This is a genomic window from Nostoc sp. (genome assembly GCF_036917095.1).
In the GTDB taxonomy this organism is placed as follows: Bacteria; Cyanobacteriota; Cyanobacteriia; order Cyanobacteriales; family Nostocaceae; genus Nostoc.
Window position 1 is genome coordinate 193033 of the sequence record NZ_JBALFH010000031.1, and the last position, 22970, is coordinate 216002.

At 41.6% G+C, this 22970-nt stretch carries 24 protein-coding genes; 9 read left to right on the forward strand and 15 right to left on the reverse strand.

Features of this window, described 5'->3' with window-relative positions:
* Positions 1-18: 18 nt before the first annotated feature.
* On the reverse strand, positions 19-681 hold the full coding sequence (locus tag V7L01_RS15575; RefSeq protein WP_335036163.1) for a cadmium resistance transporter: 663 nt from the start codon (positions 679-681) through the stop codon (positions 19-21).
* A 241-nt stretch (positions 682-922) separates the two neighbouring features.
* Between V7L01_RS15575 and V7L01_RS15580 the strand changes: the two genes are divergently transcribed.
* Positions 923-1633 (forward strand): cadmium resistance transporter, encoded by a 711-nt coding sequence (locus tag V7L01_RS15580; protein WP_335036165.1) that lies wholly within the window; start codon positions 923-925, stop codon positions 1631-1633.
* 54 nt (positions 1634-1687) lie between these two features.
* Here V7L01_RS15580 and V7L01_RS15585 read toward each other — a convergent pair whose 3' ends face one another.
* From V7L01_RS15585 to V7L01_RS15595, 3 genes are all read right to left on the reverse strand, one after another.
* On the reverse strand, positions 1688-2560 hold the full coding sequence (locus V7L01_RS15585) for a hypothetical protein (protein WP_335036166.1): 873 nt from the start codon (positions 2558-2560) through the stop codon (positions 1688-1690).
* Positions 2561-3023: 463 nt separating this feature from the next.
* Positions 3024-3986 (reverse strand): cysteine synthase A, encoded by a 963-nt coding sequence (cysK, locus tag V7L01_RS15590; protein WP_335036168.1) that lies wholly within the window; start codon positions 3984-3986, stop codon positions 3024-3026.
* Positions 3987-4004: 18 nt separating this feature from the next.
* Entirely contained in the window at positions 4005-4487 is a 483-nt protein-coding gene (locus V7L01_RS15595; RefSeq protein WP_335036287.1) for an RrF2 family transcriptional regulator, read from the reverse strand.
* A gap of 214 nt (positions 4488-4701) precedes the next feature.
* Here V7L01_RS15595 and cysE point away from each other — a divergent pair, with 214 nt between their 5' ends.
* On the forward strand, positions 4702-5427 hold the full coding sequence (cysE, locus tag V7L01_RS15600) for a serine O-acetyltransferase (protein ID WP_335036170.1): 726 nt from the start codon (positions 4702-4704) through the stop codon (positions 5425-5427).
* Positions 5428-5612: 185 nt separating this feature from the next.
* Positions 5613-6203, forward strand: coding sequence for a Crp/Fnr family transcriptional regulator (locus V7L01_RS15605; protein WP_335036172.1), 591 nt, complete (start codon positions 5613-5615; stop codon positions 6201-6203).
* 6 nt (positions 6204-6209) lie between these two features.
* On the opposite strand, the gene V7L01_RS15610 is transcribed toward V7L01_RS15605, so the two are convergent.
* Genes V7L01_RS15610 through V7L01_RS15620 form a run of 3 tightly spaced genes read right to left on the reverse strand, consistent with a single transcriptional unit; the run spans position 6210 to position 7370 of the window.
* Positions 6210-6548 carry an NIL domain-containing protein gene (locus tag V7L01_RS15610; RefSeq protein ID WP_335036174.1) on the reverse strand — a complete coding sequence of 113 codons (339 nt, stop codon included), beginning with the start codon at positions 6546-6548 and terminating at the stop codon, positions 6210-6212.
* Between the two features lie 22 nt (positions 6549-6570).
* On the reverse strand, positions 6571-7233 hold the full coding sequence (locus V7L01_RS15615; protein WP_335036176.1) for an NIL domain-containing protein: 663 nt from the start codon (positions 7231-7233) through the stop codon (positions 6571-6573).
* The gene (locus tag V7L01_RS15620; RefSeq protein ID WP_335036178.1) at positions 7233-7370 is read right to left on the reverse strand and encodes a hypothetical protein; all 138 of its coding nucleotides are present in this window, start codon (positions 7368-7370) and stop codon (positions 7233-7235) included. Before V7L01_RS15620 ends, V7L01_RS15615 begins: the two co-directional genes overlap by 1 nt.
* Before the next feature lie 718 nt (positions 7371-8088).
* Here V7L01_RS15620 and V7L01_RS15625 point away from each other — a divergent pair.
* The 3 genes from V7L01_RS15625 to V7L01_RS15635 all read left to right on the forward strand — a co-directional run bounded on the left by V7L01_RS15625 (position 8089) and on the right by V7L01_RS15635 (position 13094).
* Positions 8089-9396, forward strand: coding sequence for a site-2 protease family protein (locus V7L01_RS15625; RefSeq protein ID WP_335036180.1), 1308 nt, complete (start codon positions 8089-8091; stop codon positions 9394-9396).
* Positions 9397-9441: 45 nt separating this feature from the next.
* Positions 9442-9807, forward strand: a complete 366-nt coding sequence (locus V7L01_RS15630; protein WP_335036182.1) for a hypothetical protein — start codon at positions 9442-9444, stop codon at positions 9805-9807.
* A 116-nt stretch (positions 9808-9923) separates the two neighbouring features.
* Positions 9924-13094: a S8 family serine peptidase gene (locus tag V7L01_RS15635; RefSeq protein WP_335036184.1), complete on the forward strand. Its 3171-nt coding sequence runs from the start codon at positions 9924-9926 to the stop codon at positions 13092-13094.
* Positions 13095-13387: 293 nt separating this feature from the next.
* On the opposite strand, the gene V7L01_RS15640 is transcribed toward V7L01_RS15635, so the two are convergent.
* The 4 genes from V7L01_RS15640 to V7L01_RS15655 all read right to left on the reverse strand — a co-directional run bounded on the left by V7L01_RS15640 (position 13388) and on the right by V7L01_RS15655 (position 16780).
* Entirely contained in the window at positions 13388-13654 is a 267-nt protein-coding gene (locus V7L01_RS15640; protein WP_335036186.1) for an NIL domain-containing protein, read from the reverse strand.
* An 80-nt stretch (positions 13655-13734) separates the two neighbouring features.
* Positions 13735-14610, reverse strand: coding sequence for a sulfate ABC transporter permease subunit CysW (gene cysW / locus V7L01_RS15645; protein ID WP_335036188.1), 876 nt, complete (start codon positions 14608-14610; stop codon positions 13735-13737).
* Complete coding sequence (cysT, locus tag V7L01_RS15650) at positions 14597-15457, reverse strand: sulfate ABC transporter permease subunit CysT (protein WP_442936975.1); 861 nt, start codon at positions 15455-15457, stop codon at positions 14597-14599. The genes cysW and cysT overlap by 14 nt, the downstream gene beginning before the upstream one ends.
* A 183-nt stretch (positions 15458-15640) precedes the next feature.
* The gene (locus V7L01_RS15655) at positions 15641-16780 is read right to left on the reverse strand and encodes a sulfate ABC transporter substrate-binding protein (protein WP_335036190.1); all 1140 of its coding nucleotides are present in this window, start codon (positions 16778-16780) and stop codon (positions 15641-15643) included.
* Positions 16781-16855: 75 nt separating this feature from the next.
* Between V7L01_RS15655 and V7L01_RS15660 the strand changes: the two genes are divergently transcribed.
* Complete coding sequence (locus tag V7L01_RS15660; protein WP_335036192.1) at positions 16856-17005, forward strand: hypothetical protein; 150 nt, start codon at positions 16856-16858, stop codon at positions 17003-17005.
* A 196-nt stretch (positions 17006-17201) separates the two neighbouring features.
* On the opposite strand, the gene V7L01_RS15665 is transcribed toward V7L01_RS15660, so the two are convergent.
* The 3 genes from V7L01_RS15665 to purE all read right to left on the reverse strand — a co-directional run bounded on the left by V7L01_RS15665 (position 17202) and on the right by purE (position 19206).
* Positions 17202-17981 carry a class II glutamine amidotransferase gene (locus V7L01_RS15665; protein ID WP_335036194.1) on the reverse strand — a complete coding sequence of 260 codons (780 nt, stop codon included), beginning with the start codon at positions 17979-17981 and terminating at the stop codon, positions 17202-17204.
* Positions 17982-18295: 314 nt separating this feature from the next.
* Complete coding sequence (locus tag V7L01_RS15670; protein ID WP_335036196.1) at positions 18296-18595, reverse strand: putative quinol monooxygenase; 300 nt, start codon at positions 18593-18595, stop codon at positions 18296-18298.
* Between the two features lie 92 nt (positions 18596-18687).
* On the reverse strand, positions 18688-19206 hold the full coding sequence (purE, locus tag V7L01_RS15675) for a 5-(carboxyamino)imidazole ribonucleotide mutase (protein ID WP_335036198.1): 519 nt from the start codon (positions 19204-19206) through the stop codon (positions 18688-18690).
* Between the two features lie 152 nt (positions 19207-19358).
* Here purE and nagA point away from each other — a divergent pair, with 152 nt between their 5' ends.
* The gene (nagA, locus tag V7L01_RS15680; protein WP_335036291.1) at positions 19359-20534 is read left to right on the forward strand and encodes an N-acetylglucosamine-6-phosphate deacetylase; all 1176 of its coding nucleotides are present in this window, start codon (positions 19359-19361) and stop codon (positions 20532-20534) included.
* Positions 20534-20671, forward strand: a complete 138-nt coding sequence (locus tag V7L01_RS15685; RefSeq protein ID WP_335036199.1) for a hypothetical protein — start codon at positions 20534-20536, stop codon at positions 20669-20671. Before nagA ends, V7L01_RS15685 begins: the two co-directional genes overlap by 1 nt.
* A gap of 267 nt (positions 20672-20938) precedes the next feature.
* On the opposite strand, the gene V7L01_RS15690 is transcribed toward V7L01_RS15685, so the two are convergent.
* Positions 20939-22789 carry a bifunctional serine/threonine-protein kinase/formylglycine-generating enzyme family protein gene (locus V7L01_RS15690; RefSeq protein WP_335036293.1) on the reverse strand — a complete coding sequence of 617 codons (1851 nt, stop codon included), beginning with the start codon at positions 22787-22789 and terminating at the stop codon, positions 20939-20941.
* Between the last annotated feature and the right edge of the window lie 181 nt (positions 22790-22970).

The window sequence follows — 22970 nt, forward strand, 5'->3', positions numbered from 1 at the left end:
TCCCGCATCTAACATTGATTAACTTCTCAGCCAAGGTAGTAGAGTAAATGTACCTCGTTCATACATAATGAACAGACCCAAGCCAATTAACACAAAAGGTACGATAGCTTTACCGTAGCGACTTAAAATATAAGCAATGGTAGGTTGACGGCTTAAAAAATAAGCGATCGCACACCAAACCCCTACCATGACAAAAAATATACTTAGAATTACTCCCAAGCTGGCAAGATCGTGACCAGCGAATAAAGGAATATATATACTAATATTGTCACCACCATTAGCAACAGTTATTGCTGCCACTTTATAGGTTTGGGGATGCAAAACGCTCAAAATAAAAGACAACACGGGGTTAGTAGGTGTGGACTGACTAAAATCACTACTGACTGTCTGAACTGTTATTGTTTCTTCTTTTCTAGATACTAATTGTTGAATTCCAATTGCGATTGGTAGCAGTCCTAGCAATCCTATCCATTCTCGCTGTACGACCAATCCACCAAAAAATCCTGGTAAGCTAGCGATGATAATGGCTGTAAAACCCAGATATTGACCGAGTAAAATATGCCGTCGTCGAAAATTAACATCTACCTGTGAGAAAAGTACTAGCAAAATAATGATGTCATCGATATTAGTGGCGATGAAGGCAATTATCCCTTCACTGAAGGCTGTCCCTAGCTTACTCATGCTGGATTTTTAGAACCTACGATTTCTCACCATACCAAATTAACCTTCTAGTACAACTAAGCTTTAAAATAGACAAAGTAATTATTCAAGGAATTTCAACGATTCACGAGGTTTATTGCCAAAATTCAAATGTAGTGTTTGGCATTGCAGAGAAACATTCTCTAAGAGAGGCTTTGCCAATACGAATACGAACGCGGTAGCCTGTTGCAATATAAAAGCATGTCTATGTTTCTCTTAAAATATGAACGAGTTACTTACTGCAATTACTACAGGGGCGATCGCGTTCATTGCCACTAATATTGATGATATCGTCATTCTATTATTGTTTTTTTCTCAAATAAATGCTAACTTTCGCCCCCGGCATATAGTTACTGGTCAGTTTCTTGGTTTTACGGTTCTGTTAATTCTGAGTCTTCCTGGTTTATTTGGGGGATTAGTTTTATCAAAAAGCTGGATTGGATTACTTGGTTTACTACCAATGTCCATAGGTATCAGCAGCTTAGTGAATCGAGAAGAAGATTCATCAGAAGAAATTATAGCTGCAACAGAAGAAACTGAAGCATCAACATTTACTAGTTTTTTTTCTCCCCAAGCTTATAGTGTAGCAGCCGTTACAATTGCCAATGGTAGCGATAATATTAGTGTCTATGTGCCTTTATTTGCTAGCAGCAACTTAGAGAGTTTTTTGGTAATTATCGGATTATTTTTTCTATTGTTAGGAGTTTGGTGCTACGTTGCATACAAATTAACTAACAACAGAGTCATAGCTGATGTATTGACTCGCTACATTAATAATATTGTGCCTTTTGTTCTTATAGGATTAGGCGCTTTTATTGTATTAAAAAGTGAAGCTTTGAGCTTAATAAAGCTAGCTGCTAGTTGTTTCTGTTTGATAATTTTGGTGAAAAATCATCAAAGTGCCGATGAAATTGGCGAAAATTCAAGTAAGTGACCAACAAACCAATTTTATACCATTAGGAGTTACGCGCTGATGTACTCCATTTAACTACCGTCCACGATCCCTTTCGAGCCGAGCAATGGCATCACGATAAAGTTCCATTTCCGATTTATGTGGACTTCGTCTGCGTTCTGCTTCAATATTTCGCTCGCAGGCGCTTTCATCACTATAAAGGAGTTGTCGCAATCGTTTTTTAACTATATCTAATTCAGAGGGAGGTGCTAGTTCCTTAGATTGGCGGAGTTGCATCACGTATTGATGAGCAAATTGATATTCTGCATCTGTCAGATAACCTAAATGATGCCCTGGACGGTAATCATTCTGTGCTGGTTGACGTTTGTATCCTGCAAGAAATATCTCTCCAAACCCACAGACAAACATACACAAATCTGTATAGCGTTCATTTATTTCAAAACTACTTTTACGGATTCCAGAATTGCTCAAAATATAGTGACATACTTCGTGCGCCAGAATGGCTTGCGCTGCCAATTTATCTTGAAATAAATCCGAACTAACTTTGATGGTAACCCAACCTTCTTCGTCCTCCTCAAACATTCCAGCTGCGAATGGTATTGATGTCACGAGTACACGTGGCACCATATATGGAACCTGAAACCCTGGTGTAACCCGTTTCGCATGGCGGATCAAAACTTCAACAACTTGATCTGGTGCAGTGGTATGGGCAAAATCCCCCAAATTCAGCAAAAACTGCGGATGCCGGAAGGATTGCTCTGTTGTCCATGCAATCTTCACAAGTTCGCGCAACTGTGATTGTAGGGATGGAAAAACAGAAGACTGTGATGTGCTAAATGATGCCAGTGCTGTCTGTGGTGGGTTTCGTTTAACGACACGGTGACGATACCATACATACAGCAACACCAGTATCAAAATGATAAATGCAGACCAGATTACGATGTTCATAATCAGTTGGCGATCGCTATGACATCAATAAGATTTTTTTGACCTTAATTATCGCAGCTTAACTTTTTACCTAAGTTAGAGTTTAGCAGTTTAACACGTAATTTTAGATTTTAGATTTTAGGTTGTGAAATAGTTAGTGAATAGCTTTTTGTCGCATCTGTCACAATCATTTTTAAAATTGGTATTAGATTTTGAGAGAAGTCTGAAGCTAAGACTTACTTAAACCACGTCCATCTTGAAAACTGGAGCTATTTCAACAGTCAGTTTAAATATGTAGCCTTTGGTATATGAACTTTTCAGCCAATACTGTAAAAACTACTGGTTTCAACCTCGATGAGGTTTAGCTCAGAATTTCGGAGATTTTGGACGAGAATAAAATCTCAAATCCAAAATCTAAATAATTGATTTCAAGAAAGACGACTCATCTGCGGGAGAATCCAAAATCTAAAATTGGTATGCAAAATCAAACTTTACTCAACCACTCATTTTCTTCTGGATCTTTGAACAGTGAGGTACTGAGGTAGCGTTCGCCGGAGCTAGGCTGGATCATGACGATTAAACGACCTGCATTTTCTGGTCGCTGTGCCACTTTAATAGCCGCGTATAAAGCAGCGCCAGTAGAAATCCCCGATAGCAATCCTTCTTCTTTTGCTAGACGACGGCTGTAAGCGATCGCCTCCTCATCCGCTACCTGAATCACTTCATCTACCACTTCTGGACGGTAAATTGCTGGGACAAATCCCGCGCCAATACCCTGTATTTTGTGAGGCCCTGATTTACCACCTGTTAATACCGGACTGTTGCTTGGTTCAACTGCGATCGCTTGGAAACTCGGCTTCCGTTTTTTAATAACTTCTGCAACTCCCGTAATCGTCCCACCAGTACCCACTCCCGCCACGAGAATATCTACCTCTCCATCGGTATCATCCCAAATTTCTTCTGCTGTAGTTTGGGCGTGGACTTTCGGGTTAGCGGGGTTGCGGAACTGCTGCAACATATAAGCATTGGGCGTTTGAGCTAAAATCTGCTCTGCACGACCGATCGCTCCTCGCATCCCTTCTACCCCTGGCGTTAACTCTAATTGAGCGCCATAAGCTTTGAGCATGGATCGTCTTTCCTGGCTCATTGTGTCAGGCATCGTTAGAATAAGATGGTACCCCTTGGCGGCCGCTACCATCGCCAGCGCAATTCCTGTATTTCCAGAAGTCGGCTCTACTAAAACGGTTTTTCCAGGGTGAATCAAGCCTGCTTCCTCTGCCGCTTCCACCATACTCCCACCAATCCGGTCTTTCACAGAAGATGCTGGATTCATGCTTTCTAGCTTCACCACAATCCGAGCAACCGCTCCTGAAGCTTGGGGAATCTTGTTTAATTGAACTAAAGGAGTCCGTCCGATTAACTCTGTGATATCTTTCGCTATCCGCATGTGTGTACTCCCTCGTGTCTAAATATAATACATCGGACTTTGCTGTGCGCGAGTCTCTCTTTCCTGGCACAAGTCTTGGAGTGTATAGCTACCCAAAACTTCAATTGAAGCAGCGTTAGCTTGCTCCCAAACTTCATAAACCAGAGTCTTTTCCAGAGTCGGAGAGTCAGAGGTATCTTTCTCTTTCCGCTCGCCTTCTACCAAAGTAACAATTTCAAGCAAAGTGATCTGCCAAGGTTCGCGAACTAAAACGAAACCTCCTTTAGAGCCGCGTTGACTCTGCACCACACCAGCACGCCGGAGGTTGGTCAAAATTTGTTCCAGATAGCGCTCAGGTATGGGTTGCTTGGCAACGATCTCGCTCATAGTTAGAGGAAGTTTTTTCCCGTGGTGGCTTGCCAGTTCTAAGAGTGCTAGCAGCGCGTATTCCACTTTGGAAGACAGATCCAAAAGAGCGTAGTTTTGGCTATTCAAGACTGTACTCAATATACTACGGTGAATTGGGGGACTTATCGCAGTTTATGCGAAATTAATTTTCTTAGAGTGTGGAATGTGATAGCATCCCACTTAACTACCCACAAATGCACTATACACTATCGATTTACCGTAGATTATTATCCTACACAATTCCCATGAATGACTTAATCTTTTTGTGGGAATTATCCTGAGTTTCTGTTTTCAGAGCCTCACCTACCAACGAAAACCTCAACAGAGTATGCTACTAACTGATTTGCGAACCATTTTTGAGCGTGACCCAGCAGCCCGGAACTGGCTAGAAGTATTGTTCTGTTACCCTGGACTGCAAGCGCTAATATTCCATCGATTAGCACACTGGCTGCATAAAATTGGAATTCCCTTCATACCTCGGTTTATCTCTCATATTAGTAGGTTTTTAACTGGGATTGAAATCCATCCTGGGGCATTAATTGGCCAGGGAGTATTTATAGACCACGGTATGGGAGTAGTGATTGGTGAGACAGCGATCGTCGGCGACTATGCCCTGATTTATCAAGGCGTCACCCTTGGCGGGACTGGGAAAGAAAGCGGTAAACGCCATCCAACTTTAGGCTCTCATGTAGTTGTGGGAGCGGGTGCAAAGGTATTGGGAAATATTCAAATTGGCGATCGCGTCCGTATTGGAGCCGGTTCTGTGGTGCTACGAGATGTGCCCAGTAACACTACCGTAGTTGGGATTCCAGGGCGCGTGACTCGTCAGAACAACCTAGCTACCAATGTTCTGGATCACGATAAAGTACGCGATGTAGAAGCTGAAGTAATCCGCGCTTTATTTGAACGCGTCAAGTCTCTAGAGAAACAGTTCGAGGAGTTGGAACAATCAAGTTTTTCCCCAACTGAGCTTGACAACGAACCAACCGACAACCCTAAGTGCAAAAATTCTGATGGGATAATTGAAGATTTTCTTGATGGTGCAGGAATCTAAGGGAAGAGGCAGGGGAGCAGGGGGCAGGGAGCAGAGGAGAAAGAGTAAGAGTTAATTAATTTTTAATTCTCCCCCTTGCCCCTCTGCTTCTTCTCCATTGCCCTCTTTAAAATACCCATAGGTTCTTAGAACCTGATATAAATATAATACTACGGTTAGTTTATCGGAGAATAGCTTTATATAATATGGTGTCTTTGTACACAAGCTTATCTAGCTCAACAAGTAATAATACTAATCAACTTTTTGCGCGTAGGTCATTTCTGCCAGAGCATCATAACGGACTTTGGAAGATTGAAAAGGGTTTTGTCAGGACTTTTACCTATCTTGAAGATGGTACAACCGTCGCTCTAGGATTGTGGGGCCCTGGAGATGTCGTTGGGAAGTCTTTGTCAAAATTAGAACCTTATCAGATGGAATGCCTAACTAAAGTAGAAGCGACAGTCTTACCTTTCGAGGAGTGGACTCACCTAACAGAAACTCTACTTGCCCATATCCAACAGGCTCAAGAATTGATGATCATTCGTAGCCATAAAAAAGTGGATACTATGCTCATCAAGCTGTTGGCATGGTTATCCAAAAAGTTTGGTTCGGAAGTTGAGAAGGGACGTTTAATAGATATGCGTCTGACTCATGAAGACTTGGCAGAAATGCTTGGTTCAACTCGTGTGACGATTACTCGTGTTCTTGGGCAGTTTGAACAAGAGGGCTTGATTAATCGTCTTTCCCTGCATCGAATTGTGTTGCGAGAAGAAGAAATTTGGTACTACGAAATTTAGATTATTTCAGCAAGACCAGCTATCGCCGTCAGCATTCGGCTTGCCCACAATTCTCAAATTCAGAGATTCCAGGTAAGCCAGACCGCTACAAATTTGTGGCACTGTTCCCCGCAGTTCAATGTCAAAGCATCCTTCTCCATCTGTATTTGGTTCTAGAATAGCCTTAGTAATATTAACTACCAAGCCATAAGCAGAAATTAACTGCGAAATCACAGGCGCTTGCAGATAGCATTTGGGAATATGTATCCGCAGACGAATCTGAGTGACTTGGCTTTTTGTATAGACTGAAGGAACCACTGATAATCTGGTTTGGGAATTGGTTTGACGGTTATTTAATGCTGCCATTGGATATTGACGATTTTATTAATTAGCGTAGGCGTAGCCCGTCGTAGACATCGCTATAAACGCTAGATAAATCCAGCCAAATTGGTAGCCCCAGTTTTTCTAAATAACTCAGGCTAGAGTAGAGTTGCTTTGTTCGCCCCCACAAATCCAAATCAAACCAACCGTCATCTTCCGTATTGGGTTGAAGTACTGCACTGGTGATATTGACTGTTAGTCCATAACGAGAAACTAACTCGGAAATCACTGGTTCTTCGTAATAAGATTTTAAGACGCACAGTTGCAAACGCAATCGATTGGTTTGACCCAGAGAAATCCATTGCTGAAATTGTTCTTGCCATTGATTTGTCAGCCATGCAGAGTCTTTGGGACTGATGCTAGCTGGATCTGGGAAAGGTAGAGAGTGTTGGTTGGGTTGAATGTGGTTAGCGATCGCTAATTCCAGCAAATTCACTCCCAATCCTTGTAAGTAAGATAGGCTATTTGTCAGTTTTTGGGGATTGCCTGAAAGTTCCAAATCAAACCAGCCGTCGCTGTCACTGTCTGATGTCAGGGATGCAGCTTTGATATTGACGGTTAAACCATAACGAGAAACCAATCGGGAAATTACAGGTTGCTTGTGATAACGCTGAGGCACGAGAATGCGGCTGTGGACTGAAGCGGGTTCTACAGATTTATTCTGAGACATCAGATTAATTCCCAATAGCGATGCCTAGATTGGGCTGCGGCTACGTAATCTTTCGGTTTGGCAGAGAATCTTGCTGATGCCGTGCCCCTACGACTCAACTGTGCCTGCTTGAATGTCATGCTGATACAGATTTTCATATTTTTGGCTCTTGTTAAACTACTGTAACTCTATCGAATTAATGTATTTTATCGTTATGTAAAGGAGATTCGCATAAAGTCCGCAAAAAAACAATGGGTAAATTCACTTAAAGTATGCTCAACTTATCTGAAGTAATTTGATCCGAAACAATTGACAATTTCTTATATCTGTGATTTATAAACGAAAGCTTAGTCTTTAGTATGGAACTAGCAAGGTCATCATCGCACCACTACTTCCGCACCTTTTTGGTATAGTCGCCCCTTACCACCCATATTATTTTTAGTAAAATTTTATTTACTTTTGCCCAAGCTTCACATTAGCAATATCCATTTAGCAATGTAAGTCGGTTATCACTGAGAGATGCAGTGTTCTGATGTATCAGATACGCGCTTAAACATAGAGTTTCCAAACAGATTCTTCTTAGATTTATAACAATTGTCTTGTTAGGCAAAAAGAAAGTGTTGCAACACTACTACTAATTACAGTAGTGGTCACACTATTGCGATCGCTTATCTATTGCTATTGATATCCAAAATATTATTCTGCCTACGTTTGCATTCAATCTGTCCATAAGAGAGAAAAACTTTCATAACCTACCGTAGTTAGAATATGCATCTACCAGAAAATTCAAATTTCAATCTAGCCACCTGTCAAGATTGGCTTTGCCCAAATCTTAAAATTCACTGGCAAATACTTTCTGTATCTGACTCAGAACAAGTGCTTTTACAAGCACTTAAAACAGAGCAGAAATTTCTATTTTCTGCAAATGAAGGCTACGCACTAAAGCATTTTGATGGAACCTTGACAGTCAAACAGGTTCAGGAAAATTGTCAACACAAATTTGGCGAGGAAATTGACTCTACTTTCATCATACAGCTATTGGAAAAATTGTCTGATTTGAGAGTATTGTCCATCCCCAAAAAGAATGAAATACAAAACTTAAGTGCTGAACAAATCACTAAAAATATAAAACTGCATCGGCTAAAAAACACTGTGCAGTGGATATGGCACACAGATGAATATTGGTTATTACGGCTGCAAAATCTAGATAATATTGCTTATATGCAAGTAAGTAATTATGATAAAAACCTAATTTTGCAATTAGGTAACTTACCCGTGGAAAATATTACGGCTAAATATAAAATTAGCCCTCAGTATCTGCAAGAATTGTTGCAAAACTTAGCAGCTAAAGGAATGTTGGCAGGGATCGATCCACCAAAATATAAAAAACAATTTAGCATATTACAACTACTGTTTTTTAAGTTTCGCCTATTTAATCCCGATAATTGGCTCAACTGCAATATTAATAAAATCAGGTTTATTTTCACAACAGAGTTTTCGTTCTTACTCTGCATATTTTTAGGCTTTACTACTGTCATTGCTTTTTCAAAACAAGAAAGAATTTATAACCTGGGGCAGGAGTTATGGAATAGTCAAGGTTATAGTTTAATAATTCCTTTTGCCTTGCTGATGATGTTGGTAGTATCTATTCACGAACTTGGCCATGCTTTCACATTGAAGCATTATAAAGGTGTTGTTTTAGACATAGGACTAATGTTTATCTGTCTGTTACCAGGAGCATACACCAATACCACCGATGCTTATGGCTTAGTTAAACGAAGGCAACGTACTTTAGTCATGGCAGCAGGGATAATTTGTCAACTAGTTATTTGGGGAATTGCATTGTGTTTATGGAGTATATTAACGCCAGGAAATTTGTTTTATAAACCTACTTATTTATTAATGCTAGCAGCCCAATTTACCTTAGCTATTAATCTCAATCCACTTAATAAATTTGATGGCTATTATTTGCTAGAAGCCATGACTGGAATTAACCATTTACGTAAAAGGTCATTTGTATATTATGGTCAACTATGGCGAAGAGAAGATAGTCCAGAACGCACTGAAGATATAGGAATTCTAGCGGTTTATGCTCCTGCTTCTTTACTTTATATCACCTGGCTTTTGGTTAACTTATTTTTTTGGATATGGCATTTATATACACCATTTTTTCCAGGAAAGTAGTTGAATTAAATTCTAAACACTATTATCGAGAGGAAAGTAAAAATCATGGAATTTTCTCACCTAAAAATCACTAGAACTGTTTTATTTGCAAGTGTGTTAGGAGTAACGTCTCTCATTTGGCTAATAAATGTCGAGCCTTCACGCGCAGGTAATTATTATAAACCTTCTGCTCTCTGCAAAACATCTGTTCCTGAGCCTTATCCTTTTATAGGTATATTAGCTTTTGGAATTTTAGGTGGAGGATATTTACTCAAGCAGCGACTGAGAAAAAAAGTTGATGGCTTAAATAATAATACTTGTCCGCCAATTAATACTTTCCATACATTAAATAATGAACAGAGTGAAGAAAATTATCATTCTCTTTCTCCATCTTTAGAATTCCAGTTAATTGATCCCACGGAAATAATCTAAAAAAGTGCCAGTTAAATGAACTGGCTAATACGGGGCAAACAGCCATACGTATGGCAATTAGCTAGCGTTAATACATCTACCTCAATTAATTATTTACTGTTTTCAAGGGTGCATTTATGAGTCTATTTGGATTGGGTGGAAAGAAGAGTCAAAAGGCTAAAAAATCCAAAAAATCAAAACCGAGAGAAGTATGGCAAGGTAAAAGTTTTGCTTTAGATGATATTATTACTCCTAGTGTTCTTGTCGGTGGTGGAGAAAATTCGCCTGACCCATTTTTAATTGATTTACATACTGTTCCAGGTTCGGAAATTGATTTTAGTCAAAGTGATTTATTACAAGCACTAGATCCAAATAGCTTAGAATTACTAAATCAACCACATATTTCCTTATTAGATCATCAAGTAATGAGTGATTGGCTGGTTGACCCTAGTTCTCAGCCTTTACCATTTTTTGATAATCCGGGAGTATCTACAAATTCATTTACTGAAAATGTATCAATACTGGACAGTCCAGATGCTTGTCCTCTAGATTCACCATCACCAGGATCTGGTAATCATCCTGGCGTTAGTGCTGGTACATCTGGTTGGCCTAATTTTGAGCTTCCAGATGTAAATTCTACTGTCCCTATATTGCCTTTTGACCCGTTGGGGACAGATAGACCTCCTAAATTTAATTTTAAAAAGTCAGATCAGCCTTTAATTGGGGTTATTGATACAGGATTTAATGCCAATAATCCAGATATTGATTACAGTCGGGTGAAGTTGGGAAGAGACTTAGTTGATAATGACAATAATCCTTTACTGGCAGATGGTGAAGGCAGCGAACACGGCACTCATGTTTTAGGGATTATTAGCGCTACAGAAGGTAACGACATTGGCATTGATGGTATTAATGACCAAGCACCAGTTTGGGTAGGTCGTGCCATTGGTTCGGGTAAATGGGCAGAATCATTACGAGAATTTGTCGATGAATTTAAAGCATCTGGACAACCAAATGGCGTAGTTAACCTCAGCTTTGACCTGACTCAAACTAACCCCGATGGTAGCGTAACAACACGCTATGAACTAACTCCACAAGAACGAGAGGCATTAGAATATGCCCGTCAAAACGCGGTAATCGTTGTAGTCGCAGCTGGAAACGATGGGGGAACTATGTCTGCCCTCGGTCAAGCTTCTCAGGAATTTGACAATATTATTACTGTTGGGTCGATCGACTGGAACAACAAACGCGCTGAATACTCTAGTTATGGGGATGGATTAGACTTAGTAGCACCTGGGGGTACGGCTGATGAGCCTATAATATCGACGGTAGGTGAAGGAGCCGATCTGAATCTGCTGACCGAGGATGATGAAACATCAGAAGATGAGGTGGATGCTATAACCAACGACTTTTCTGAAGAAGTATTTGGGTGTTATTGCGATACTAAAGAATCTGAAACTGACGTTCTCGATCTGCTAGAGGATCTGACTTCCGAAGAGAAACAAGCCTATGAAGAAGCGATCGCAGAAATCCAAAAACTGCTCTCTGATTACCTCGATCCAGATAATGTATGGTTTGATCTCAACGAGCTTGAACCTGAATTTACTGAGGGTTTGCTGGATGCGATCGGTCAATTTTTCAAAGCTTTTGAGGACGAAGAGGTATCTGAGACTTTGCTTGCAGCTTTAGCAGAGTCATTAGAAACTTCATCAGCACAGACAGCAGATGATTTAGATTTGTCAACTTTAACTAATAGTGATTTCTCCATACCCTTTGATTTTGGTATTGGTGAAATGGCTGGTACATCCGTTGCTGCTGCTAAGGTTACAGGTGCAGTTTCCCAAGTTTGGGCTGCCAATCCTCATTTAAGCTACTTACAAGTTAAAGAAATTCTCAAACAGACTGCTGTCGATCTAAGTACGCCTGGTTGGGATGAAGAAACCGGGGCAGGTCTTGTTAACATTGCAACAGCAGTAGAACTAGCTAAACATACTCAGCCAGAAGCTTATCAGCCTAAGCCTCTACTATCTCCTTTGACTTGGGATGGCGAAGGTCAAGTTACTCCAGGAGAGCGTGCAGTTTCGGTTTTCGTGCCAACTTTCACCGGACGGATAATAAATTCTGGATATGTCAGACAAACAGGATGGTTAAGGATACGTTCTGGCCCGGGACAGAACTACTCAGCAATTGGCTACAAATATCCTGGAGATGCCATTAATTTTGATGCTTATGAAAACAATGGCAGTTGGGTTTCAGATCCTAATATGCCAGGTGGTGGCAGCAGTCGTTGGTATAAGATTGCTGGGACTAATAACTGGGTATCTGCTCTTTATGTTGATAATACTCCAGAACAGGCACAAGAAGCTCGTCGTCGTGCTGAAGAAGAAGCTCGTCGTCGTGCTGAGGAAGAAGCTCGTCGTCGTGCTGAGGAAGAACGCCGCAAACAAGAACAACTTCAAGGTATTATCAATCAACTTTCTAAAAAAATAGGTGTATTAGGTAACCCAGTTAGAAGTAACATCAGTAATGGTGTTGCTGTCTATCACTTTGCTAAGGGAATTTTGTACGTTCAGCCTGATGGTAGATATGCTTTTTACGATACTTTTAAGAAAGCTAAGACAGCTCAAAGTATATATGGTGGAGCGAAACGTATATACCAAGGTTCTCAGCTAATTCGCCAGCTTACAAGTTCTAAAGGAACAACAAAGATTGTTTATGATTGGAGTCGCAAAATCAACAATTTTAATAAATTCGCTCTTGGGAGTAAGCAAAAGGTTTCACGCTTAATGACTCGAACTGTAGTTGCAGCTAGGAAATACTTTCTCAGAAGCCAAAATGGACGCTTAGAGGCGAAAATAGCCAAATTTATAACTACAAAAGCGCGTCCAGTTATCAAAACTTTTCAAACCTTTTCTAAAAGAATTAACAAAACACTGCCTTTCTTGCCAAAACTGATAAAGTCTAGCAAACCTGTAGCCAAATTTCTCACTAAGCGAGTAGTTCCTGGATTAAGTCTGGGGTTCACAGCTGTAGATTTAGTCACGGCTAAAACTCCAGAGGAAAAAAGAAGAGCATATTTCAAAGCAGGGGCTAGTTTGGCTGTAGGTGTCGTTGTAGGTATATTTGGCACTCCTCTTGCTGGAGTAATGGCAGCATCACTTACAAGTACAGTTATTGATACTGTTTACCTGGGTGCTGATCTTCTTGGACAGGGAAATAAGGTAGATAATGTTTTAAAAACTAGCTTTGATAATGTAGGCAGTTTCTTTTCTGGGGTTGGGGACAAAATGAAATCCTTCTTCCGCTAGTAGCCATAATTCAAAACTAAATATTGAAGCGATAGCCCTTCATTTCAGCCCCAAAAGCGCTTTTTTTTTGTGAAAGAGTCAAAGGATGCAATCGCTTCTCTGTGAATAATGGAGTGCGATTGCTCTGCTCTTTGGGTAAATATTAAAGAGATAGGAGTGCTGATCGCACCTTTTCAGAGCTGATTTTGACGGAGCGATCGCCTATGGATATCTATGCTTAAATACCTCTAAAAAGAGATATTGTCAAGTCTACGTTCTAATTTGAAAAATTAGCGAACGGCAATCAAACTACTTTACCAATCACTTGCTTTAGTCTCATCCCAAACTTCCAACTCCAAGTCGCGGAGATAGGTTAATGCGCTCTGGATTTGTGCATCTGTTCCTTGTAGTTCAAGGTCAAACCAACCATCACCAACAGCATTGGCTCCCAAAATTGCTGCGGTGATATTCACAGTCAGTCCATAGTCAGACACCAGGCGAGAAATTACAGGTTCCTGGTGATAGTCCTTGGGAATTCTTAGTCGAATCCGTTTATTGGTAAGTGTATTGTCACTAGTCATGATTGTTACCATCAAGGGGATTGGGGGCTGGGGGCAGAGGAGAATAATTAATAACCAATGCCCAATGACCCATACCTAACCTATTCAACATCTTTAATGCGGGTTTTCCGTTCTAAAATTTCTTTGAGCACCAAGGTTACTACTGCTAGCAATGCTAACAGTACAGCCGCAGAGAAAGCAGCCTCGGTTTCGTATTGTTTGTAAGCATCTTCTACAAACAGTGGTAGGCTCTGGGTTTGGTCAGCAATGTTCCCAGATACCACCGAAACTGCCCCGAATTCACCCATTGCTCTAGCATTGGTCAAAATTAATCCGTAGAGTAAGCCCCAACGGATGCTAGGTAAGGTGACACGCCAAAATATCTGCCAATCTTTTGCACCTAGAGTTCTAGCAGCTTCTTCTTGATCCTTACCAAATTCTTCTAAAACGGGAATCACTTCCCGCGCCACAAAGGGCATACTCACGAAGGCTGTAGCCAGCACCATACCTGGAAAGGCAAAGATTATCTTGATATCATGTGCCTGGAGCCAAGGGCCAAACCAGCCATTGCGTCCGTAAAGTAGCACAATCATCAATCCTGCGACTACGGGCGAGATGGAAAAGGGCAAGTCAATAATGCTCAAAACTATGGCGCGTCCGGGAAATTTATGACGAGCGATCGCCCAAGCTGCACATAAACCGAATACCGTATTTAAAGGCAGAGAAATCACAGCCAGCAACAGTGTTAACCAAGCTGCATGGAGAAAAGCTGGTCGCGTCAGGTTGGACAAAAACGGCCCAACACCCTTACTAAAGGCTTGAACAAAAACGTTAATTGCCGGGATATATTGAACTAGCGCTAAATAGGCGATCGCTATACCAATTAAAACTATTGGCACCCAACTTTTCTGCTCTTTAGGCTTGGCTGTATGTGTATCAGATGCAGATGAGTGAAAACTTGGCTTATCTACTGTCATATCGCCTTGCCCATGCTTGTAAGAAATTAATTGCCAATAGCAGTACCAACGAAATTGATAGTAAAACTATGCCAATTACTGTTGCACCAGAATAGTCATACTGCTCTAAGCGCTGGAAAATCAGCACAGGTGCGATCAAATCTTGATAGGGCGTATTGGAAGAAATAATCACGGTGGAACCATACTCCCCAACTGCACGGGAGAAACCCAAGGCAACACCAGTTAAAATTGTCGGAAATAATGGCGGTAAAATCACTTTCCAAAAGGTCTGCCATTGAGAAGCACCCAGACACCAGGCGGCTTCTTCAATTTCATGTTCCATTTCCTGAAGCACGGGTTGCACAGTTCTCACGATAAAAGGTAGTGAGATAAATATCATTGCCACCGCTACTCCCGTGCGGGTAAAAGCTACTTTAATTCCCAGTGGTGCTAGTAGCGAACCTAGCCAGCCATTATCGCTGTAAACTGTTGCCAGAGTTAGCCCGGCTACCGATGTTGGCAGCGCAAAGGGTAAATCTACTGTGGCGTCAATCAAGCGTTTAAAGGGAAAGTCATAGCGAACCAAAACCCAAGCAATTAGAGTACCAAATACGCCATTGAGCAGAGCAGCAAATATTGCTGTCACAAAAGTCACATTATATGTTGCTAATGCGATCTCACTGGTTGCGATCGCCCAAAATCTCGCCGGAGGTTCCGTACTTGCTTTGAGGAACATGGCAACTATGGGGATAAACAACATCACTGTCAGGTATCCTATGGTGATTCGCCAAGTCCAAGGAACCCGCCCCAATCTCTTCCAGAACGGTGTTTTGCGTTCAACTTCCACAGAAGGAGATACAGTTGTCACGTCGTTTCGCTCCGAATTCAAAATTCAAAAGAAATTTTTGTCAGTATTCGTAATTGTTAATTCGTAATTACTTATAGGAGTTGCCCACACTCTACGGATTAAGTAGCTTGCTTATCGCCATTCGCGTAGCGTCTCGTAGAGAGCGTAATTACGAATTATAATTACGAATTATTTAGTTACCGTTTATTTTTTGGCTTGAATTTTGTCAAACAGGCCCCCATCTGCGAAGAACTTCTTATCAATTGCTTCCCAACCGCCTAAGTCTGCAACTGTACCTAAAGTTTTCACCTTGGGAAATTTGTCTGTAACTTCTTTAGTTTGAGCTATAGTTTCATCCACAGGACGGAATCCCAATTTGACAAACTCTTGCTGTGCTTCTGGGCTATAGAGGTATTTCACAAAACCTTCAGCAACTTCGCGGGTTCCATGCTTATCGACGTTCTTATCCACCACAGCGATCGGATTGTCAATGGATATATTCACATCGGGAACGACATACTCAACCTTCTCACCCTTTTGCTGTGCCAAAATAACTTCGTTTTCGTAGTTGATTAAGACATCTCCCTGCCCTTGCTTGGCAAATGTATCAGTAGCTTCCCGCGCATCTTTAGGCAAGATTGGCACATTTTTGTAAACTTTAGTTACAAATTCAGTAGCTTTAGCCTCATCGCCACCTGTTTTAATCACAGAATCCCATAGTGCTAAGAAATTCCACTTAGCAACGCCTGACGTTTTGGGGTTAGCAGTAATCAGTTTTACACCATCTTTTGCTAAATCTTCCCAGTTCTTGATGCCTTTAGGATTGCCTGAACGAGTTACTAATGCTGCAACTGATTTGGAGACAATACCATTGTTGGGAACTTCTTTCTCCCATCCGGGCTGAATCAATCCAGCCTTCTCAATCTTTGAGGTGTCTCCAGCTAGTGCCAAGTGGACAACATCTGCTTCCAAACCATCGATAACGGCGCGAGTTTGGGAACCAGATCCGCCATAGCTTTGCTTGAAGGTGACAGTTTGGTTATGAGCTTTTTTCCACTGTTCTACAAATTTAGGAATAATTGCTTCATGAGCCGCTTTGGTAACAGCAAAGGAAACCAGAGTTAATTCAACATTATCCTTGCTTGCAGCAACAGGACTAGCGGTAGGGGTTTCAGAGGAAGAATTATTCGCAGTTCCACCAGAGCAGGCAGCAAGCGCCACACTCAAAACAGTCCCTACCAAAAAGAGCGATACAAAGCCTTTGAGCGAATTTAGTCTGAACCGATTGGTTCTATGTTCAGCCATCGCTTGTAACCTTTTCAGTGGGCGTTGCCACAAACTCATTTTATTTCCTCCGCTAAAACTACAGATAATTGATGGGAATACAGTTATATAGTGTTTATCATACTGGATTATTTCATGTATCTAGTTGCAAACACCAACAAACCTCACATTCTTTACCAAGAATATGGTGATTTTAGCAGTTCTGTGAGCAATTACAATGCTTTGACTTTCAGCTATCAAGTTGTCATTACATTTGGCTACCTAGTGTATCAAGCAAATTGCTAGAGAATAGCTAATTTTTGAGGACAGTCTATTGGAGGGTATTCTTAACCAGAGACTAGTACTCGACCAACCCAAAAATGATGGATGAGGGGAGGCAGGAGGAGAAAATGACTTGGTTAAATTACTCAATATGAAAAGCATAAAAAATAAAACCCATCTAGAAATTATCTAAATGGGAAAATTGAGCAAATACTTATTTTTAACTGAATGCATATTTCAGAGGTAATCCGTCCTGAAAAACTAGTAATTCTCCCGGTTCGATTTGTGTCCAAATTTCGTTGTCAGTGAGGGGTGTGGTAGCAATGACAGCGACGCGATCGCGTTCAGTAGTCACCTCCCGAAAATCTACGGTCATGTCTTGGTCAATTAAATGGGCCGCTGCAAAGGGCGCTTGGCGAACAATGTAGCTGAGGTTGGTTGAACAATAAGCAAAAAAGTGGACTCCATCTGATAACAGGTAATTAAATATACCCACCTTTGCAATAACAGCAGTAATTTCTTGCAGCACCGGGTACAGTTCCTCTATGTCAGGCTTACCCTCAGGAAAGCGCGATCGCAATGTTTCTAGCATCATACAGAATGCTTTTTCACTATCGGTGTCACCTACAGCTTGATAAAAGCCCAAATTTTCCGGTTCAAAATTTGGCAAATTACCATTGTGGGCAAACACCCAATACTGACCCCACAATTCTCTGCGGAAAGGATGGCAGTTGTGTAAGGCAACTTCACCCTGAGTGGCTTTGCGGATATGGGCTATGACATGGGTTGAGTGGATGGGATAACTCCGGACAAACTCCGCTACCGGAGAAGCAACAGAAGGTTGGGCATCTAAAAACATCCGGCATCCCTTTCCTTCAAAGAAAGCAATGCCCCAGCCATCGCTATGATGATCCGTTTTTCCTCCCCGTGCAGAAAACCCTTCAAAAGAAAAGCAAATATCCGTTGGAACATTGCAGTTCATTCCGAGCAATTGGCACATGGATGTTGTAGCTCTCAATTTTGACTAAGGCCTCAGGATCAAGATACTTCAGAATGCTGCATTGATTCTGGAGCGATCGCTTCAATCTTGGAATTTAAAGCTGAAATATTCCAAATCATCCCCAAAAGGGACTTCCAAATAAAAAAATAATCAATCGCTGGGGGAGGAGGGGGGCAGGGGGAGCAGGGGAGGTAGGGGGAGCAGGGGAGGCAGAGGAAGAAGATATGTGCTAGTCCTCTTGGATGGAGGAATTGAGTAATTTAATTTTTGGAGTTCCCAAAATAAAGAGTCTGCTTCAAGTTAGCAAGATGACACTATTCCAAAAGATGGTAGCGACGGATATCTGGTGCTATAGTCACTAAACCTTCTAGTTTGGCAGCTCCCGCTTGGAGATGGGGTGAATCTAGATGAGTATTCAGGGCTTCATCAGAGATCCACTTCTCTACAAAAGTAAAGTCTGTTGGATCGTACTGGTTTTGCAAAAGTTCATACTCGATCGCACCTGCTTCCTGTCGGGTTGGCTCAATCAGTTCCAACAGTACAGCTTTTACTTCTTCTACTTTGTTAGGCAAAGCAATAATACGGGCAACAACACGAATAGTTTGGTTTGTCATTTGTCATTTGTCATTTGTCATTGGTCATTGAGAAAAGACTTGTTGCTCCTTTGCTACCCTACTCTGCCGTTAAGATTTTTTTACGGATTATCTTAAACCATCTGCTGCAAATATTGTTCATAGCCTAATTCTTCTAGTTTTGCTTGCTTTGCAATTACTGATTCACATAGAGTTTGGCGATATTGTTGTACTTTTTCTAGTAATTCTGGTTGCCCAGTTGCGAGGATTTGTACTGCTAAAAGTCCGGCATTTTTGGCATTACCGATCGCTACTGTTGCCACAGGAATACCACCAGGCATTTGTAAAATAGAATACAAAGAATCAACACCTTGTAAGTTACGAGTGGCCACAGGAACACCAATCACAGGAAGTGGAGTTAAAGACGCTACCATTCCAGGCAGATGGGCAGCACCACCAGCACCAGCAATAATAACCTTAATACCGCGTTGGTGTGCAAGTTGAGCATATTGCACCATGCGTTCTGGGGTGCGATGAGCAGAAACGATCGCCACTTCGCTTTCAACGCCAAATTCTTCACAAACTGCGATCGCATCTTTCATGGTGGGCAAATCGGAATCGCTGCCCATGATAATACCAACTATGGGAGTCATAATAATTCAAAATTCAAAATTCAAAATTATTTGAGCTAGCTTATGGAAGCTAGGTGATGCCGATTATCATCTCATCTATTGGTGTGGTTTTAATTGATTCATTGATGTTAGTTGCATCTAAAATCAGATTTAGCTATCTTCTCGCCAGTGTGATGACCCAAGCAACGCAAAATCCTGTAGATATTATCAATGCTAGAGTGCCTGGTTACAAAGATTTGCAGATGCTCTTGGTTAATCAAGAGGGCATAATTGAGCAAATCTTGCCAATGAGTACAGTAGAGGCGTACAGCCGTGCGCCTTTAGTAAATGTTGCAGGCGACTGGATTTCTTTAGGCGGCGTTGATTTGCAAATTAACGGTGCGTTGGGTTTGGCATTTCCTGATTTGACGGCTGAAAATGCTCATATACTCCAGAAAATAAGGCAATTTTTGTGGGATGTCGGGGTAGATGGATTTTTACCGACACTTGTGACAACTTCGGTAGAAAAGATTCAGCGATCGCTTGCAATTATTGCTGAGGTTCTCCCCAGTCAACAAGCAGATGCCAAGATTCTTGGAGTACATCTAGAAGGCCCATTTTTGAATCTGCAAAAGCGCGGCGCACACCCAACAGAGTACTTGTTACCCTTAACAATCGATCGGGTAAAGCGGGTTTTAGGAGATTATGCCCATGTTGTGAAAGTCATCACCTTAGCGCCGGAGTTAGATTTGACAGGTGAAGTAATTCCATATTTGCGTTCTCTGGGGATTACTGTCAGTTTAGGACACTCTCTGGCAACAGCTGCCCAAGCACAACGTGCCTTTGAGGAGGGTGCAACGATGGTAACCCATGCTTTCAACGCCATGCCAGCATTACATCACCGCGAACCAGGATTATTAGGAGTAGCAATTACTCATCCTGATGTCATGTGTGGTTTTATTGCTGATGGTAAACACGTTTCGCCCACGATGCTGCAAATTTTACTTCGCGCTAGCTATCAAGAAAAAGGGCTGTTTCTTGTCAGCGATGCTCTTGCACCTTTGGGTTTACCCGATGGCGTGTATCCTTGGGATAGTCGGCAAATTGAAGTTAAAAACGGTACGGCACAACTGGCGGATGGCACTTTATCGGGGACGACTTTACCCTTGTTGGTGGGAGTGCAGAATTTGGTGAAGTGGGGAATTTGTGACGTAGAAAGTGCGATCGCTTTAGCTACTAATGCACCTAGACAAGCAATTGGTTTACCAGGAATTGCCAAGAGTCAACCCGCTAACTTATTACGCTGGCATTGGGATGAGACTACAAAAGAATTAACTTGGCAACGATTATTTCGGGATAAACGCAATTAGTGACAGGGATCGCCGAAGTAATAAATGCTGTCGTTGATATGGCAAATGCGATCGCCGAAGTAACAAATGCTGACGCTGATATAGCAAATGCGATCGCCGAAATAACAAATGCTCTTGCTGAAATAGCAAATGCGTAGGCAGCCGTAGGCATCGCTGAAATAACCTTAGTTGGGATCTGACTTTTCACGGGATCTAGAAAAGCGCACGAAAAACCTAACCCCCTACCCTCTTCCCGACGCTCTAAAGGGGAAAATTCAAAGTCTCTCTCCTAAAAGGAGAGAGATTTAGAGAGAGGTTTTCTAAATACCCTGAAAAGTCAGAGTTGGAATCAAGAATAATTTAGGTGCGTTTGCCCTGTTCTGCACTTCTACCAGACCAACTCTAGTTAGGTGCAACACAACCTTTTAAAGTGTGCAAACTACCCGAAAACCGTAATCATAAACTGCTGCATCCGAATTACTCTCGTCTAAACGGGCGGCTGAACGGCAAGAACTTGCCTGACTGAACCATGAACCACCACGCAGCAGCCAAGGATTATTATTTCCACTTACCCAAGCGCTTCCATCAGCAGGCATTCCCCGGTAATCATTGTGGTATTTGTCTTGGCACCATTCCCAGACATTGCCATGCATCTCATACAAACCAAAAGCATTCGGAGGTAAACTACCAACATCGATAGTGTCCAGACGATTTTGACCTTGGGGAGCAGAACCATAAGTATACTCGCCATTATAGTTAGCTATCTCAGTCGTAATTGTTTCACCAAAATAGAACGGAGTAGTCGTTCCAGCACGAGCTGCATACTCCCACTCTGCCTCGCTGGGTAAACGATAGCTCTTGCCAGTCATCAGCGACAGTTTTTCACAAAACTTGACTGCATCATTCCAACTTACTTGTTCGACAGGTCGCTTAGTCCCTTGGAAGTAAGAGGGGTTGATGCCCATAACTGCTTCATACTGCTCTTGAGTGATTGTAAATTTACCCATGAAAAAAAGTTTAATAGCGATCGGATGCTGCGGCCCCTCATTTGTGTTTCGCTCTTTTTCATTTAGTGGTGAACCCATAAGAAACTGACCGCCAGGAATTTCTACCATCTCCAGTGTGTTACCGTTACCGAAGTCTTCTATAAAAAAATTTGCCTGACCAGGACTGATTGTGGTATTGTTTCCCTGCTCATCTACCTTCATGACTTCAAACTGGAAAGTTTTTAAAGCTACTTCTTTAGTAGTATTTACACTTTTTGTCGGTAATGCTGGAGTCTCATTTTGGGACGGTACTTGAATATTATTTGGGGGAATAGATGAGGTTGATGGCAAAGTTTTTATCTGGGCAGAATTGTTGAGTAAGAGTTTCTCAAGCACAATTGCAAAGCTAAAACTACCTCCCATTAACCCCACTGTTTGAATAACTCTGCGCCGCGACCAGTTAACTGTTTTTTGTGGTTGTCTTGGCGCTGTCAGCACTTTTTTTGAAAGGTCTTGTAGCACTTCAGCCGCATTAGCGTAGCGTAAACTGTAATGACGACGCACCATCTTGGTTAACACATTAGCTAGATGCTTGCTTACCCGTGCTTGATGACGCCAAAGAATTTCACCTGTTTTGGCATCCTCTTCAAAGTCCACTGCCGAAACACCAGTCAAAGCTTGAATCACCAACACTCCCAAGGCATATATATCACTAGCAAATATGGGTTTACCATTCTTTTGCTCATTAGGCATATACCCAGGAGTACCGATGACGACACTAGAAGTCACCTTACCTTCTATATTTACTATCAGAGCGCCAAGTTCCTTGACTGCCCCAAAGTCAATCAGAAAAATCTTCCCATCCTGATGCTGCCGCATCAAGTTCTCAGGCTTGATGTCGCGGTGAATTACCTGCTGATTATGTACAAAGGACAAAACTTCCAAAACATCTTGTAATAGCTTAGTGGCATAAGCTTCACTTAACTGCTTACCTGGAATGATTTCTTTCTTTAAATCGTGTCCTTCAATAAATTCTTGAACAATATAAAGGTTCTTATTTTCTCTAAAATGCGCTAATAATTGAGGAATTCGGGAATTTTTACCCAACTTTTCCAGAACAGCCGCTTCTGTTTCAAAAAACTCTACAATCCGAGGATTAGTATGTTCGGGACGCAATTGCTTGACAACACATAACGGCTGACTAGGCTGTAGAAAATCCTTTGCTAGAAAGGTAATCGCAAAGCCACCGCCACCCAATTCCCGAATAATTTCGTAGCGTCCAACCAGCATACCCACAACAATCTTAGACTCCTAGAAATCTGATGAATTTGAGGATAATTGTTACTAAGAGACCATTTATAAAGTAAATCTTAAGTATGGGAGGCAGTTACGGCTTTAGCCTAACGCTTCATATTGTATATCTGTACGTTAGGTGCTTTGATATGTTTTTTGTAAAAAATCATATCGAAAT